Raw genomic sequence first — 15,236 nt, 5'->3', positions numbered from 1 at the left:
CGCAGGACATTTGCATGGACAACGCGCCTTTTGCCTCCAGCCCGGCGACCTTGGTTGACAAGCCGATTGCCACCGTGCTCGTGGTGGACGACACGCCCGAGAACCTCACGCTCATGGGCAGCCTGCTGCGCGAGCACTATCTGGTGAAGGTGGCCAACCATGGAGAGAAGGCCCTCAAAATTGCCCAGTCGGCCACGCCGCCCGATCTGATCCTGCTGGACATCATGATGCCCGAGGTGGATGGCTACGAGGTCTGTCGTCGCCTCAAGGAGGCGCCTGCCACCCGCGACATCCCGGTGATCTTCCTGACAGCGCGTTCCGACACCGACGACGAGCGCATGGGACTGGCCCTGGGTGCTGTGGACTACATCACCAAACCCATCAGTCCGCCGATCCTGCTCGCGCGCGTCAACACGCACTTGGCGCTCAAGGCCACGGCCGATTTTCTGCGCGACAAAAGCGCCTACCTGGAACGGGAGGTCGCCATGCGCACGCTGGAGGTGCAGGCCATCCAGGACGTGACCATCATGGCCATGACCTCCCTGGCCGAAACGCGCGACAACGAGACCGGCAACCACATCCGCCGCACCCAGTTGTATGTGAAGACCCTGGCCGAGCGCCTGCGCCACCACCCGCGTTTTGAGCATGTGCTGAACGACCGCATGATCGAGCTGCTATACAAGTCGGCCCCGTTGCACGACATCGGCAAGATCGGCATCCCCGACAGCATTCTGCTCAAGCCCGGCAAGCTCACGGTGGAGGAGTTCGAGGTGATGAAGACCCACACCACGCTGGGCCGCAATGCCATTGACGAGGCCGAGCGGCGCCTGGGCATGCGCGTGGCCTTTTTGAGCGTGTCCAAGGAGATCGCCTACAGCCACCAGGAGAAGTGGGACGGCTCTGGCTACCCGCAGGGCCTGGCGGGCGACGCCATCCCGGTGTCGGCGCGCCTCATGGCGGTGGCCGATGTGTACGACGCGCTCATCAGCAAGCGCGTGTACAAGCCTGCGTTTTCGCACGACCAGGCCTGTAACACCATCGTGCGGGGCAAGGGCACGCACTTTGACCCCGACATGGTGGACGCGTTTGTGGACATTGCAGAAGACTTCCGTAGCATCGCGCAGAAGTATCCCGACCCGGTGTAGGGAGGCATCCCCCTGAGTCGCTTCGCGCCTTTCCCCCTTCTCTCGAATTGCTGCTCAATTCGGGAAGGGGGACGCAGCCAGTGCGGCGGGGCGGCCCTTGCACGGCTGCGCTGGTAACGAGCGCGCCTACTGCGCGGTCCTGCTACCAGATATTTTCAGCGGTCATCGTGTGCTGGCTTGACGGTGAGGCGCGGTAGTTGAGATGTTCAGAACGGCGCGTCTTCACCCTTGGCTGAGTCGGCCTGGGGCGCCGCCGATTCGGCTGCGTCCGCAGCGCCTTCTGTCTCCGGAATGTTGTTGGCTTCGGGCGTGTCGGGAGTCGCCGCCTGGCGCACTGCAGCCTTGTCGCCAGCACTCGCAAACTTGCTGTACTTGCCCAGGATGGGCACCAGCTGGCCGTAGATGCGGGGGTTGCCTGCCAGGCATTCCCGCTGCTCCAGAAATTCAGCCTCGCCCGTGAAGTTGCCCACCAGGCCGCCGGCCTCGGTCACCAGCAGCGAACCCGCTGCCACGTCCCAGATCGACAGACCCGTTTCAAAGAAGCCGTCGGTGAAGCCCGCAGCCACGTAGGCCAGGTCCAACGCAGCGGCGCCGGGGCGGCGCAGGCCGGCGGTGCGCTGCATCACGTCGGCCATCATGTTCAGGTAGCTCTTGAAGTTGTCGCCCGGGCGGAAAGGGAAGCCGGTGGAGATCAGGCAGTCCTTGAGCTGGGTGCGCTTGGAGACGCGGATGCGGCGCTCGTTCAGGTAGGCGCCGCGGCCCTTGGTGGCGGTGAACAGGTCGTTGCGGGTGGGGTCGTACACGACGCCCTGCTCGACCTTGCCCTTGACGGCCAGCGCGATGCTCACGCAATACACGGGGAAGCCGTGGATGAAGTTGGTGGTGCCGTCCAGCGGGTCGATGATCCAGACAAACTCTGAATCCTTGGCGCCGTATTCCTTGCCCGACTCTTCAGCCAGGATGCCGTGGCCGGGGTAGGCCGTCAGCAGCGTCTCGATGATGATCTTTTCGGAGGCGTGATCCACCTCAGTCACAAAGTCGTTGATCTGCTTTTGCGAGATCCGCACCGATTCCACGTCCAGGGCCGCGCGGTTGATGATGGCGCCGGCGGCGCGTGCGGCCTTGATGGCCACGTTGAGCATGGGGTGCAGATTGGACGACATAAATTGTGGTGGTTGGCAGCGCGCGGCCAAGATGGCGCGGGCGTCTGCGTACAGGATGAGCGGGGAGGTCCGACCCGTCCCGGCGATGCGGGCGGCGACAATAGAGGGCGGGATTTTACCCGCAGTGCCCTTTTTTGCCTAACCGGCCGCTTTCCCCTTCTCGCTCCGCCTGTCCATGAAGACCCGTTTTGTCCTGATCAACACCAGCCACGCCGGCAATGTGGGCGCCGCCGCCCGTGCCATGAAAACCATGGGGTTTGACGACCTGGTGCTGGTCGCTCCCCGCTGGGCTAACGTGCTCAGGCGCGAGGAAACCATCCAGCGCGCCAGCGGCGCCCTCGATGTACTGAACAACGCACGCATCGTCGCCACGCTGGACGAGGCGCTCGACGGTATCAGCCACTTGTGCGCCACGGCCATGACGCCACGCGATTTTGGGCCCCCCACAGCAGCGCCGCGTGCGCACTTTGAAGCGCTATTAAAAAGTGAGCTACTCAGGCATGAAGTACTAGCGCTAGAGGCCAAAAACCCTCAAAACGCAGGCGACGACACCGCTGCAGACCCGAGTGCGGCCCCGCAGGCCGGTGTGGCCTTTCTCTTTGGCTCGGAGCGGTTTGGCATGACCAACGAGGATGTGTACCGCTGCCACGTGGCGCTGTCGATTCCCACCAACCCCGGCTTCGGCTCACTCAACCTGGGGGCGGCCATCCAGGTGATCGCCTACGAGTGGCGCCAGGCGCTGGGCGGCTTTGCGGTGCAGGACGCCACACCGCCGCGTGCGTTGGCCGACGCTGCCCAGGTGGCGGGCATGCTGGGCCACTGGGAGCAGGCGCTCACATCCATCGGCTTTCTGGACCCGGCCGCGCCCAAGAAGCTCATGCCCCGCCTTAACCAGCTTTTCAACCGCGCGCAGCTCAGCCCCGAGGAAATCCACATCTTGAGAGGTGTCGCCAAAGCCATGATCGAGACGGCGCAGGCAAAACGATAGACTGTGCGGCCCATTTACAAATAACCATAACAACCAATGCTCGCCCGCTTGCGCTCCGATATCCAGTGCATCCTCGACCGCGATCCTGCCGCGCGCAGCACGTGGGAGGTGATCACCTGTTATCCGGGCCTGCACGCGATCTGGCTGCACCGCCCCGCGCACTGGTGCTGGCACCACGGCCTGAAGTGGCTGGGGCGCTTCATCTCGCACTTTGCGCGCTGGTTCACCGGCATCGAGATCCATCCCGGCGCCAAGATCGGCGAGCGTGTGTTCTTCGACCACGCCATGGGCGTGGTGGTGGGCGAAACCGCCGAGATCGGCGATGGCTGCACCATCTACCAGGGCGTGACCCTGGGCGGTACCTCGCTCTACAAGGGCACCAAGCGCCACCCCACGCTGGGCAAAGATGTGGTGGTGAGTGCCGGCGCCAAGGTGCTGGGCGGCTTTGAAGTGGGCGACGGCGCCAAGATCGGCTCCAATGCCGTGGTCATCAAACCCGTGCCCGCTGGCGCCACGGCCGTGGGCATCCCGGCACGCATCATCCCGTCCAAGGAAGGCCAGAGCGCCGACGTGACCGAACCCCAGCCATCGCGCAAATTCACCGCCTACGGCATCACGCAGGAGGACGATCCGCTCTCGCAGGCCATGCGCGGGCTGATCGATAACGCCTCGTCGCAAGAGCACCAGATCGCGCTCTTGTGGCAGGCGATCGAAAAGCTCTCGGCCGCCAACCTGCAGGCCAAGGACTGTGTGCCCTGTGACGCGGCGATCAAGGAGCAGTTTGAGGCGGGCAAGCTCAACGAGCTGGTGGGCAAGTAGGCTTCCTGCCGTTGCGTGGGGGCACTGCGGGCTCAGTGCTTGCCAGGCTTGCTGCTCTTCTTTTCGTAGAAAGCCACGATGGGCGGATCAAACTTTGCGTGGTCCAGTTGCCACAGCCCCAGCGGTCCGTGCATCAGCGGAATGCGGTGTTCGCTGCCATCGGGCCATTGCTCCCAATAGTCCCGCATGCGCGGAAACTTCAGTGGCGGCAGGCCCTGCGTGGTGTCGATGGGCTCCAGCCGATAAGTGCCCGACAGGCGGTATGCGTGGTCTTCTGACACCGAGCCTGCCAGCATTTGGTCTACCCGCTTGAGCACGGGCAGGGCGGCCCCGGCCGATACGGCGCCCAGCATCAGGGCCAGCGCCATCGATTCGCGCGAGGGGATGCGCCCTGCAGCGAAGAACCGGTAGCACAGTGCCGCCAACGTTGCGATGCCCACCGACGCCACCAGCCAGGTCAGGGGCGAGCGCAGGATGCTGAAGAGCTGCGCATCCGTCAGCTCGTAGCCGGAGAACACAAAGCTGTCGAGCAGCGCAAACAGCATCAGGCCCAGGAACAAGACCGTCGCGCCCAGGCTGCGAGGGTTCTTCTCCAGTGCGAAATCGTGTGTGTTCTCTTCGTCCAGCGGATAGTCGGGAAACGCCGAGCGGAAGATGTCGCACAAGGCCTCGCGCGACGGTCCGGCGCTCCAGCCGGTATCGGCGGTGAACAGCACCTGGCCTTTGGGGGTGTCCAGCCGAGCCCAGTGGATGTTGCCCGTCTTGATGGATTGGTTGCCCAGCCACTCGACCTTCAGCCCCGATTTGGGCACCAACGACTCGAAAGCCTTGCCCGTCTTGGCCCAATGCCCCCGGATGCGGAATGCTTCTCCATCGTCGATCAGCACGCCCTTGGCTTCGAAAGCCATAAGCCGCATCCAGCGTCCAAAAAATGCGGGGCGGGCCAGGTTGATGCGCCAGTAGTGCCGGCCCTTGAGGTCCTTCACCAAAGCATCCTGGCGCTGTTTCATGGCGCGTATGCGCACATACATCCACAAGGCCAGGGCGACTATCAGCAGATGGGGGAGGGCGAAGGCAAGGTACTTCATCGTCTGCGTGATGGGCGATGGGGGGAGCTTTCGCCCGTGGGCCAGCGCTGGCCCGCAGGCGGTTCAGGCGGTCTTGGGCCGGACAGCGTTTTTGGGCCGGAACGCCTGGCAGACCTCATCCCGCGTTTCCAGGTACGGCCCGCCGATCAGGTCCACACAGTAAGGCACGGCGGCAAAGATGCCCGGCACGATCTGCTGGCCGTTGGCGTCCTTCAGCCCCTCCAGCGTCTCGGCAATCGCCTTCGGCTGACCAGGCAGATTAATGATCAGGCTCTGGTCTCGGATCACAGCGACCTGGCGCGAGAGGATGGCGGTAGGCACAAACTTCAGGCTGATCTGGCGCATCTGCTCGCCAAAGCCTGGCATCTCCTTGTGCGCCACGGCCAGCGTGGCCTCGGGCGTCACGTCGCGCAGCGCGGGGCCGGTGCCGCCGGTGGTCAGCACCAACGCGCAACCGGCGTTCACCAGTTCGATCAGCGTGGCGCTGATGCCGGCCTGCTCGTCGGGGATCAGACGCGACTCGAAGGTGATGGGGTTATACAGCGCGCGCGTCAGCCAGTCCTGCAAGGCAGGCAGGCCCTTGTCTTCATAGACGCCGCTGCTGGCGCGGTCGCTGATGGAGACGATGCCGATCTTGACGGCGTCGTGGACGGCTTCACTCATCGTCGTTGTCCTCGTCGGTGTCGCTGGCATCTGCCGTGCCGGTGCCGCCCAAGTGCTCGCGCACCAGTTGGAACAGCTCGCGGTATGCCCGGCCCTTGCGGGGCGCCAGGCCTTGCGAGACCTGGACGTTGGCCTCCTTGCCCGCAGGCTGCGCATCTTTGCGGGCCTGGCGGATCAGCGCGCGCAGCTGCTGGGTGTCGGTGTCGGGGTGCTCGGCCATCCACGCGGCCAGCGTGTCGTCGTCGGCAATCAGGCGGTCGCGCCATTGCTCGGCCAGATGCAGCTGCAGCTTTTCGGTGGCAGAGCCTTTGTGCTGTTCTTCCAGCGCCTGGCGGGCGGCTTGTACCAGCTCTGGTTCGAGCTTGCGCATGAGCTTGCCCACATACTGCATCTGGCGGCGCTTGCCTTCAAAGTTGGTGATGCGCTTGGCCTCGGCCAGCGCCTCCACCAGTTTGTCGGGCAGGCCCACGGCGTCGAACAGGTCGGCGCGCAGGTTCAAAAGCTCCTTGCCCAGGTCCTGCAGTTCGTCGCTCTCGCGCTTGAGATCGGTGCGGCTGGCATCGGGCGTGCCTTTGAGTTCGGCCTTGAGCTGAATGTCCAGTTCGCTGCCTTCGGCAACAAACTGGCCTCGCACAAAGTAGCCTTTTTTGGGTTTGCGTGACATGGGGTGGGGGCAAAGAGAGGCGGGCGCAGGGTGCGCCGCAGTGGCAAGTATCATAGCTGCCGCTATGAACAAACCCTCCAACCGCGCCCCGCGCACCCCCGGCGCGCTGGCTGCTGTGCCCGCAGCTGCCACCTCCCGCACCCCTGACAGCGGCTTCAGCTACAGCCGCCCGTTTTTTGAAGACCTGGTGGACCGCGCCCTGGCCCATGCCAAAAAGCTCGGTGCGACCGACGCGGGCGCCGAGGCGTCCGAGGGCTGTGGCCTGTCGGTCAGCGTGCGCAAGGGTGAGCTGGAGAACGTGGAGCGTAACCGTGACAAGTCTCTGGGCGTGACGGTCTACATCGGCCACCGCCGAGGCAACGCCAGCACGTCGGACTTTTCTACCAAGGCCATCGAGCAGACCGTGCAAGCGGCCTATGACATCGCCCGTTTCACGGCCGAGGACCCTGTGGCTGGCCTGCCCGACGCCGACGATATCGCGCCCCAGGAGACGCACCGCGACCTGCAACTCTTCCACCCCTGGGCCATCACCAGCGAAGAAGCCGCAGAGATGGCCAAGGCCTGCGAGGCCGCGGCTTTCAAGACGCATCGCCGCATCACCAACAGCGAAGGTGCTGGCGTGTCGGCCCAGCAAAGCCATTTCTTCAGCGCTCACACACGCGGCTTTCGCGGTGGCTATGCCAGCTCGCGCCACAGTTTCTCGGTGGCCCCCATCGCCTCGTTGCCCGGCAAGAACGCCGAAATGCAGCGCGACGCCTGGTACAGCTCGATGCGCAACGCAGCCGACCTGGCCTCGCCCGAGGCCGTGGGCCGCTACGCCGCGCAGCGTGCGCTGAGCCGCCTGGGCAGCCGCAAGATCCCTACCACGCAATGCCCCGTGCTTTTTGAGTCGACCCTGGCCGCTGGCCTGCTGGGCGGTTTTGTGCAGGCCATCAGTGGCGGCTCGCTGTACCGCAAGAGCAGCTTCCTGCTCGACTCGCTGGGCAAGATGGTCTTTCCCAAGCACATCGACATCCTGGAAGACCCCTTCATCCTGGGGGGCAAGGGCAGCTCGCCGTTTGACGAAGAAGGCGTGCGCGTGGCGCCGCGCAAGGTGGTGCAGGGTGGTCGCGTGCAGGGCTACTTCCTGTCGAGCTACTCGGCCCGCAAGCTGGGCATGAAGACCACGGGCAACGCCGGAGGCTCGCACAACCTGGTGATGACATCGCGCCTCACGCAAGCCAGCGACAACCTGGACGCCATGCTGCAAAAGCTGGGCACGGGCCTGTTTGTGGTGGAGCTGATGGGCCAGGGCGTGAACTACGTGACCGGCGACTATTCGCGCGGCGCGAGCGGCTTCTGGGTCGAGAACGGCAAGATCGCCTACCCCGTGCACGAGATCACCATTGCAGGCAACCTCAAGGACATGCTCAAGGGCATCGAGGCCGTGGGTGCCGATGCCTACAACTATGGTGCCAAGACGGTGGGTTCGATCCTGGTCAACCGCATGAAGGTGGCGGGCAGCTGATCTTCGTGCCCGCAGCAGGCGGATACCGCCAGTGGCTGTTGTGATGCGGGTTTTCTGCAATTCTCCCGCCCCAGGCCTTCGTGACTGCGAGGGCCTTTTTTCATGGAGGGTTTCGTCAGGTGGCACTGCGGGGTTTGGCCGCCCAGGTGTCTTTCTTCCCGCGCATGCCCACGGGCAGCGCGAGCCCGACGCGGTGCCGGGACATCGCATCCCGGGGCTCAAGATGGGCCAGCATCAGAGAAGCTGCGTCGGCATAGGGAACGATCATCTGCGGCACCTTCGACGCGAACAGCAGCAGCATCAATGGGCTGGGTAGCCTGCCCGCAAAGGCTGGCACGGAGACCGGCAGCTGGTCCGCGGCGATGCGCAGCCGGGCGATCCCCAGCGCGGGTTGGTCGACCATCGGTCCCGGGCACAGCAGGCGCCAATCGAGGGACGAGGTGTTCAGGCGCTCAAAGTTCTTCTTGTGCGGCCAATAGGTGTCGCGCACCTTGGGCAGTTCAACACCCCGGCGGCCTGTCTGGCCGATGTCGAGCACCGCAGCGCCCCCTAGAAACCAGCAGGTTGGCCGCTCTGCGGGGGCCAGGGACTCCACGCTGGAAACAATGCGGTCCACGAGGTCGACAAACGCGCGACCTTCGGTGACGAGCCCCGCACAGTTGATCAACGCCTCGTGGCCCCGGATGATGTCTGCCAAGGCGCTGATTGCCACGGACCCCAGGTCCACCTGGTGCACCGTGATGCGTGATCGCAGGTCCTGGGGCAACCGGGCAGGGTTGCGCACTAGCACTGACACCTGGTGGCCTGCCGCAATGGCTTGCTGCAGTACGTGGCGGCCGAGGGAGCCCGTGGCTCCCAGGATGAGAAGACGCTTCATGATGATTCGCGAGAGGATTGAGGAAAGGTCTGCCGATGGCCGGGTAGTCATCGACGGGCGATGCCGCGATGATTCCATGCCATCGTCTCAGCAGCGCTAACGGCGGGTGAGGCCCATCGCGAAGACGGTGACTTTGTTCACAGTGCTTGTCTTTGCCTGCGGGTTCTCCCGGGTCTTGCCTGCCGCCGTACAGGTGGTGCAGGAACGCCGACGGACAGGCGATATGCTGTGCCCACCATGCCTGTCGTGCCCCCGAAGCCCCCAGCCAACGGCCATACCGCTGACCCCATTGCGCCGCAAGACCCGGCCCTGTTGCGCCGCCTGCTGCGCGCCAAGGACCACATGGACGCTGCGTCGCACGAAGCCTGGCCGGTGCAGCGGCTGGCCGAGGTCAGCGGCGTCTCCGACGCGCATTTCGCACGATCCTTCCGGCAGGCGTTTGGCATCCCGCCCCACCGCTACCTGCTGACCCGCCGCATCGAACAGGCCACCACGCTGCTGCGCGACACGGACTTGCCCATCACCGAGATTGCGTTTGCCACCGGCTGGGAGAGCCTGGGCACCTTCGGCCGCACCTTTCGCGACATCACGGGGCAGAGCCCCAGTGCGGTGCGCCTTCAGGCCCAGGCCCGCTTGGAGCCACTGGACAAGGTGCCGGCCTGCGTATTGAAAGCCGCACAACGCCCTGACCTCACCACCGCAGTTTCGGAGAAGCGCCGCCGCTAGCCCGCAGGTACAAACCCGTCATCAACAACCAAGGAGATCTGATGACGAAGAACCTAGGCATTGGCGTGGTGGGTGTGTATGTGGACGACCAGGACGAAGCGCTCGCGTTCTATGTGGGCAAGCTCGGGTTTCAGGTGCACACGGATGTGCGCAATGGCCCCTACCGCTGGCTGACGGTGCAGCACCCCGACCAGCCGGGCTTTCAGTTGGGGTTGTTCAGGCCCGGTCCACCCATTCACGACGAGGCCACGGCGCAAGCCCTGCGCGCCATGGTGGCCAAGGGCGCCATGCCGCCGCTGGTGTTGCATGTGGCGGACTGCCGCGGCGCGTATGCCCGGCTGCGCGACCTGGGCGTGGAGTTCACACAGGAGCCCGTGGACCGGTACGGCAATGTGGACGCGGGCTTTCGGGACCCGGCAGGCAACGGCTGGAAGATGATCCAGCTCGCCGCTGGAGGTGTGCAATGAGCGCCGGTGCGGGAATTCGGCGGTTCCATCGCTGGGTGTCGATGGCGTTCACGCCAGGGCGTGCCACCCTTCAATTCCCCCGCGCGCTGGCCGCGCAATGCGGATGGATGCGCGAAGGGGGGCGCAGCCAATAGCTGGCTATTGGCAAGCCACCTGACAAAGCAGACGCCGCATTGCGCAGCCAGCCCGAAGGGAAAGCCATCCAGGCCGCGCATTGCGTCGTTGTCCTTCGCTTGTGTAGCGGGGCTACACGGCACTCAGGGCGCCTAGCACTGCACGGCCTGGATGGCTTTCGCGTGGGGGAATTGGAGGGTGACACGCCCTGGCCGTCATCGCCAATTTTGTGGTCCGTGCTCAGGGGGCAGGCAACCCGCCGGACTGGGTGACCTATGCGCCCCTGCCGCCGCTGGCGCTGCTGTTGTTGACGGGCCTGTACCTGTTCGTGCAGCCCTACCTGCAGCGGCTTGCTGCCGGGTCTTCTGCCCGGCCTGCCCAGGGCTTGCCGCCCGCGTGACGTCGGGTGTTGTGCCCCGCCATCACTCTGCGAGGCCCGCAAATTCCGCCAGCAACTCCAGCACGCCCTCCACCGCCGGGGAGGGCGGCGGCTGGTGCCGGTGCGCAACGGCCATGGGGCGCATCAGCGGCGGCTGCAGGGGGCGGATCTGCACGCCGGGCGTGCCCTGCAGGTCTTCCACCTCTTCCATCGGCAGCAAGGCGGCGCACTGGCTGGCTACGGCCAGGCTTTTGAGTGCGCCGGGGTAGCTCAGCGCCAGAAACGGGCGCGGGTGATGCCCCGCTTGGCCAAACCAGTTGGCGATCAGCCCGTGCATCTGCGTGGCGGGCGCAAAGGATGCCCAGCGGCGGCTGGCCAGCCAGTCGGGGCCGATACGGTCGGGTGCCTCCCACGCGGCGGGCAGCAGGGCCACCATGGGGTCGTTGCGCCAGGGTGTTTGCTTGACTTCGGCCAGCGGGGGCTGGGGGCTGGCGACGATGGCAATGTCCAGCGTGCCCGCCTTGAGGCGCTGCATCGACTCGGCCGAGCCCACGGCCTCCAGGCGGATTTCCACACCGGGGCTGCGCGCTGCCAGCGCCTCCAGCATGCGCGGCAGCAGCCGGGTGCTGACGCCCGCCGACACGCCCACTCGCACCATGCCTTCGCGGCCAGAGGCATGGCGCCGAACGCGCTCCACCAGGTCATCGCTGGCCAGCAGCAACTGGCGGCCTTCGCGCACCAGCACCTCGCCTGCGGGGGTGAGGTCAGCCTGCCGCCGCCCGCGCACCACCAGCTCGGCGCCCAGGCGCGACTCCAGTTCCTTGATGTGCATGCTCACGGTGGGCGGCGCCAAGTGCAGCGCCTGCGCGGCGGCCGCAAAGGTGCCCAGGTCGGCGATGGCGATCAGGGTCTGCAGCTGGTCGAGGTTCAGGTTACGCATCAGGATTTGTGAAGTGAATCGTCATTGAATTCAACTTTACAGATGGTAAGCCCGGCGAGAGCATTGCGGGGCCATGAAACACCCGCATTCCTCCACCACCGCTGCCAGAGCCGTTTCCAATCCCCACCTGGTGGGCCGCCAGCGACCCGCGCGATCGGTTGCCGTGGTCTTTGTTCTGCGCGCCCTGCAGGGAGCCATGGCGGGCGCGCGCAACGCCAGAGACCGTTTGGCGGCTGCTGCGGCGCGTGCCGAGCAGCGCGTCACCGAGCAGTTCAAGGTGCCTCCAGGGGGAGGGTGAGAGCCATTTTTGAATGAAATGTGTGTGTGGCGCAGGTAATTCATGCGCTGAAAGCTATCAATTCAGGAGCGACTGGCCGCCAGGCGTCATTCGGTCTGTGCACTCACTCTCGCCGCGATGGCCTCACCCACCTGCGTCGTGCTGGCCGTGCCGCCCAGATCGGGCGTGCGTGGCCCGCTCTTGATCGTCTCTTCGACGGCACTCACGATCGCATCGTGCGCCTGCCGACCTGCGCCCTGGCCGTGGGTGAGGAAGTCCAGCATCAGCGCACCCGACCAGATCATCGCTATCGGGTTGGCGATGTTTTTGCCGTAGATGTCGGGCGCTGAGCCGTGCACGGGCTCGAACAGGCTGGGGAAGTGGCGCTCGGGGTTCAGGTTGGCCGAGGGGGCCAGGCCAATGGTGCCGGTGGTGGCGGGGCCCAGGTCGCTCAGGATGTCGCCAAACAGGTTGGTGGCAGCCACCACGTCGAATCGGCCGGGCTGCAGCACAAAGCGGGCGGTAAGGATGTCGACGTGCTGCTTGTCCAGCGTGACCTCGGGATAGCCCTTGGCCACGTCGTCCGCGCGCTGGTCCCACCAGGGCATGCTGATGGCGATGCCGTTGCTTTTGGTGGCCAGGGTGACGTGCTTTTTGGAGCGGCTTTGGGCCAGGTCGAAGGAGAACTTCAAAAGGCGGTTGGCGCCGTGGCGGGAGTAGACGGATTCCTGGATCACGATCTCGCGGTCGGTGCCCTCGTACATGATGCCGCCCAGTGACGTGTACTCCCCCTCAGTGTTCTCGCGCACCACGCAGTAGTCGATGTCGCCGGGCTTGCGGCCCGCCAAGGGGCAGGGTACACCTTCGAACAGGCGCACGGGGCGCAGGTTGATGTACTGGTCGAACTCGCGGCGGAACTTGAGCAGCGAACCCCATAGCGACACGTGGTCCGGCACGGTGGCGGGCCAGCCCACGGCACCGAAGTAGATCGCGTCCATGCCCGACAGCTGCGCCTTCCAGTCGTCGGGCATCATTTTTCCGTGGGCGGCGTAGTAGTCGCAGCTGGCCCAGTTGATGGCAGTGGTTTCGAGCGCAATGCCAAAACGCGCTGCGGCGGCTTGCACCACGCGCAGGCCTTCTGGCAGCACTTCCTTGCCAATGCCGTCTCCGGCGATGAGGGCGATGCGGTAGGTTTTGGGGGCAGTGGAGGGGGTCATCAAGCGGTCCTTGCAATGGCTTCGAGGGTGCGGCTGCAGGGTGCAGCCAGCGGCATGGCCTGCATTGTTCACAGCGCTTCCGATAACTACAATCCGCCAACTGTGGCCTTATCCTTCACACATCGTGCATAAAAATCCTGCAGCGGAAGACCTGCGCGTGTTCACGGCCGTGGTGCGCAAGGCCAGCTTTGGCGGCGCCGCCACCGAGCTGGGCACGTCGCCCGCCTACGTGAGCAAGCGCATCCGCCTGCTGGAGCAGGACCTGCAGGTCAAGCTGCTGCACCGCACCACCCGCCGCGTGGCGGTGACGGAGGAGGGCGAGCGCGTCTTCCACTGGGCGCAGCGCATCCTGGACGACATGGAGCAGCTGATGCAGGAGGTAGCGGTGACGCGCAGCGAGCCGCGCGGGCTGTTGCGGGTGAGCAGCAGCTTTGGCTTCGGCCGCCAGATCGTGGCGCCTGCGCTGTCGCGGTTGGTGGAGCAGCACCCGGGGCTGCAGGTGCGTCTGGAAGTGTTCGACCGGCTGGTGGATGTGGCGGGCGAAGGGTTTGACCTGGACGTGCGCGTGGGCGACGAAATTGCGCCGCACCTGATCGCCCGCCGCCTGGCCGACAACCACCGCGTGTTGTGTGCAGCGCCTGCCTACCTGCAGCGCAAGGGCTCGCCGCGCACGGTGGCCGATCTGGCCGCGCACGACTGCCTGGTGATCAAGGAGCGTGACCATCCATTTGGTGTGTGGCGCCTGCGCAGCGGTGCGCAGGAAGAGTCGGTGAAGGTGCGCGGCCCGCTGTCGGCCAACAACGGCGAGATGGCCGTGCAGTGGGCGGTGGACGGACGTGGCGTGGTGCTGCGCTCGTTGTGGGATGTGGGCGCGCACCTGCAGACCGGGCGCCTGGTGCAGGTGCTGCCGCAGTGGCAGCAGGAGGCCAATGTGTGGGCCGTCTACCCCACGCGGCTGGAGCGCTCGGCCAAGGTGCGGGTGTGCGTGGAGTTTCTGCAGGCGCATTTTCGCGCCGGGTGGGCGGCGCGGGGCGCAGAGACTGGAGCGGGTGTAAACGCCCCGGTTTGAAGCAAAAATAGCTGCTAGCGCCCATCTTGCAAGCGCTGGCAGCTATCAAAAAGATACCGGTCGTGCCACCGGCTCGACCGCAGGGGCGATCAGCCCGCCAGCGCGGCCTTCACCGCAGCCGACACCTGGCCCATGTCAGCCTTGCCCGCCAGCCGGGTCTTGACCACGCCCATCACCTTGCCCATGTCGCCGGGGCCCGAGGCACCCACTTCGGCCACGATGGCCTTCACAGCGGCCAGCGTTTCCTCGGCCGACATGCGCTCAGGCAGGTAGGCCTGCAGCACAGCCATCTCGGCCTTTTCCTTGTCGGCCAGGTCCTGGCGGCCTGCGTCTTCAAACGCGGTGATCGAGTCCTTGCGCTGCTTGATCAGCTTGTCCACGATGGCGACCACAGCCGCGTCGTCCAGCACGATGCGCTCGTCCACTTCCTTTTGCTTCATCGCGGCCTGCAGCAGGCGGATGGTGCCCAGGCGCTCACTGTCCTTGGCGCGCATGGCGGTTTTCATGTCTTCGGTGATCTGGTCCTTGAGGCTCATGAGGCTTTTCCTTTGTCTTTGTGTTGGTCAGGCAGGGACTTAGGGTTTGCAAAAAGCCCCTCTGGCTAGGCGTAGTGCCGCGGACAGTAGTCTCGCTACGGCAAGGCGCTACAACGACGCCAGAGGGGCTTTTTGCAAACCCGAAAAAACAAAAACCCGCGCTTGGCGTCCCTAGCGCGGGTTTGTCGGCACTCCGTATCAGGACGGGGCCAAAGCGGTACTTAGTACAGCTTCTTGGGCAGTTGCATGCTGCGAACGCGCTTGTAGTGACGCTTCACGGCAGCAGCCTTCTTGCGCTTGCGCTCGGCGGTGGGCTTTTCGTAGAACTCACGGGCACGCAGGTCGGTCAGCAGGCCGAGCTTTTCAATGGTGCGCTTGAAGCGGCGCAGTGCAACGTCAAAGGGTTCGTTTTCTTTTACGCGGATCGTAGTCATTAGCTAATGTTTTCCAAATGGTGCCTGCAGAGGGGCTTGGGGAGATCGGGCCTCAAGTCCGTACAAAGCGGTTTCCCCGTCTGTAACTAGTATTTGGCCGACGGGGCATTGCCAGCAAAGCCGGAGATTATAGCCTTTATCCACGCCCAGAGCGCAAGGATTG

General features: G+C 65.1%; 18 protein-coding genes. 9 read left to right on the top strand and 9 right to left on the bottom strand.

The genetic code is table 11. The annotated features are described in order from the left end of the window. The first annotated feature begins 14 nt into the window (after positions 1-14). The gene (locus C8C95_RS03370) at positions 15-1,145 is read left to right on the top strand and encodes a two-component system response regulator (RefSeq protein ID WP_116747645.1); all 1,131 of its coding nucleotides are present in this window, start codon (positions 15-17) and stop codon (positions 1,143-1,145) included. A gap of 206 nt (positions 1,146-1,351) precedes the next feature. Here C8C95_RS03370 and C8C95_RS03365 read toward each other — a convergent pair whose 3' ends face one another. Next, on the bottom strand, positions 1,352-2,308 hold the full coding sequence (locus C8C95_RS03365) for an inositol monophosphatase family protein (RefSeq protein WP_116747644.1): 957 nt from the start codon (positions 2,306-2,308) through the stop codon (positions 1,352-1,354). Between the two features lie 175 nt (positions 2,309-2,483). On the opposite strand from C8C95_RS03365, the gene C8C95_RS03360 reads away from it, so the two are divergent. Then, entirely contained in the window at positions 2,484-3,296 is an 813-nt protein-coding gene (locus C8C95_RS03360; protein ID WP_108499436.1) for an RNA methyltransferase, read from the top strand. A gap of 36 nt (positions 3,297-3,332) precedes the next feature. Then, a complete protein-coding gene (gene cysE / locus C8C95_RS03355; RefSeq protein ID WP_056058188.1) occupies positions 3,333-4,115 on the top strand; it encodes a serine O-acetyltransferase in 783 nt (260 codons plus the stop codon). Positions 4,116-4,147: 32 nt separating this feature from the next. On the opposite strand, the gene C8C95_RS03350 is transcribed toward cysE, so the two are convergent. The 3 genes from C8C95_RS03350 to yjgA form a co-directional block, all read right to left on the bottom strand. Beyond that, positions 4,148-5,203, bottom strand: a complete 1,056-nt coding sequence (locus C8C95_RS03350) for a hypothetical protein (RefSeq protein WP_116747643.1) — start codon at positions 5,201-5,203, stop codon at positions 4,148-4,150. A gap of 63 nt (positions 5,204-5,266) precedes the next feature. Then, entirely contained in the window at positions 5,267-5,866 is a 600-nt protein-coding gene (gene mog, locus C8C95_RS03345) for a molybdopterin adenylyltransferase (protein ID WP_116747642.1), read from the bottom strand. Further along, complete coding sequence (yjgA, locus tag C8C95_RS03340) at positions 5,859-6,530, bottom strand: ribosome biogenesis factor YjgA (protein ID WP_056058197.1); 672 nt, start codon at positions 6,528-6,530, stop codon at positions 5,859-5,861. The genes mog and yjgA overlap by 8 nt, the downstream gene beginning before the upstream one ends. Positions 6,531-6,594: 64 nt before the next feature. Between yjgA and pmbA the strand changes: the two genes are divergently transcribed. Further along, positions 6,595-8,037 (top strand): metalloprotease PmbA, encoded by a 1,443-nt coding sequence (gene pmbA / locus C8C95_RS03335; protein WP_116747641.1) that lies wholly within the window; start codon positions 6,595-6,597, stop codon positions 8,035-8,037. A gap of 115 nt (positions 8,038-8,152) precedes the next feature. Here pmbA and C8C95_RS03330 read toward each other — a convergent pair whose 3' ends face one another. Continuing rightward, entirely contained in the window at positions 8,153-8,914 is a 762-nt protein-coding gene (locus C8C95_RS03330) for an NAD(P)H-binding protein (RefSeq protein WP_116747640.1), read from the bottom strand. Positions 8,915-9,151: 237 nt separating this feature from the next. Between C8C95_RS03330 and C8C95_RS03325 the strand changes: the two genes are divergently transcribed. From C8C95_RS03325 to C8C95_RS03315, 3 genes are all read left to right on the top strand, one after another. Further along, positions 9,152-9,640: an AraC family transcriptional regulator gene (locus C8C95_RS03325; protein WP_116747639.1), complete on the top strand. Its 489-nt coding sequence runs from the start codon at positions 9,152-9,154 to the stop codon at positions 9,638-9,640. Between the two features lie 41 nt (positions 9,641-9,681). Continuing rightward, complete coding sequence (locus C8C95_RS03320) at positions 9,682-10,107, top strand: VOC family protein (protein ID WP_116747638.1); 426 nt, start codon at positions 9,682-9,684, stop codon at positions 10,105-10,107. Between the two features lie 343 nt (positions 10,108-10,450). Continuing rightward, positions 10,451-10,621 carry a hypothetical protein gene (locus C8C95_RS03315; RefSeq protein ID WP_243415618.1) on the top strand — a complete coding sequence of 57 codons (171 nt, stop codon included), beginning with the start codon at positions 10,451-10,453 and terminating at the stop codon, positions 10,619-10,621. 22 nt (positions 10,622-10,643) lie between these two features. Here the strand turns inward: C8C95_RS03315 and C8C95_RS03310 are convergent, their stop codons facing one another. Next, positions 10,644-11,540, bottom strand: a complete 897-nt coding sequence (locus C8C95_RS03310; protein ID WP_116747636.1) for a LysR family transcriptional regulator — start codon at positions 11,538-11,540, stop codon at positions 10,644-10,646. A gap of 73 nt (positions 11,541-11,613) precedes the next feature. On the opposite strand from C8C95_RS03310, the gene C8C95_RS23475 reads away from it, so the two are divergent. Continuing rightward, complete coding sequence (locus tag C8C95_RS23475) at positions 11,614-11,838, top strand: hypothetical protein (RefSeq protein WP_015015175.1); 225 nt, start codon at positions 11,614-11,616, stop codon at positions 11,836-11,838. Positions 11,839-11,924: 86 nt separating this feature from the next. Here C8C95_RS23475 and C8C95_RS03305 read toward each other — a convergent pair whose 3' ends face one another. Then, a complete protein-coding gene (locus C8C95_RS03305; protein ID WP_116747635.1) occupies positions 11,925-13,034 on the bottom strand; it encodes a tartrate dehydrogenase in 1,110 nt (369 codons plus the stop codon). A 124-nt stretch (positions 13,035-13,158) separates the two neighbouring features. On the opposite strand from C8C95_RS03305, the gene C8C95_RS03300 reads away from it, so the two are divergent. Beyond that, a complete protein-coding gene (locus C8C95_RS03300) occupies positions 13,159-14,103 on the top strand; it encodes a LysR substrate-binding domain-containing protein (protein ID WP_207780564.1) in 945 nt (314 codons plus the stop codon). 89 nt (positions 14,104-14,192) lie between these two features. Here C8C95_RS03300 and C8C95_RS03295 read toward each other — a convergent pair whose 3' ends face one another. Then, positions 14,193-14,639 carry a GatB/YqeY domain-containing protein gene (locus C8C95_RS03295; RefSeq protein WP_116747633.1) on the bottom strand — a complete coding sequence of 149 codons (447 nt, stop codon included), beginning with the start codon at positions 14,637-14,639 and terminating at the stop codon, positions 14,193-14,195. Between the two features lie 221 nt (positions 14,640-14,860). After that, positions 14,861-15,073, bottom strand: a complete 213-nt coding sequence (rpsU, locus tag C8C95_RS03290) for a 30S ribosomal protein S21 (protein WP_007833691.1) — start codon at positions 15,071-15,073, stop codon at positions 14,861-14,863. Positions 15,074-15,236 lie beyond the last annotated feature (163 nt).

Origin of the sequence: Acidovorax sp. 99, from assembly GCF_003096455.1 — a bacterium.
Lineage (GTDB): Bacteria > Pseudomonadota > Gammaproteobacteria > Burkholderiales > Burkholderiaceae_C > Acidovorax > Acidovorax delafieldii.
Note: the sequence above shows the minus strand (reverse complement) of the source record. Positions and strands in the feature narration are given on the sequence as shown.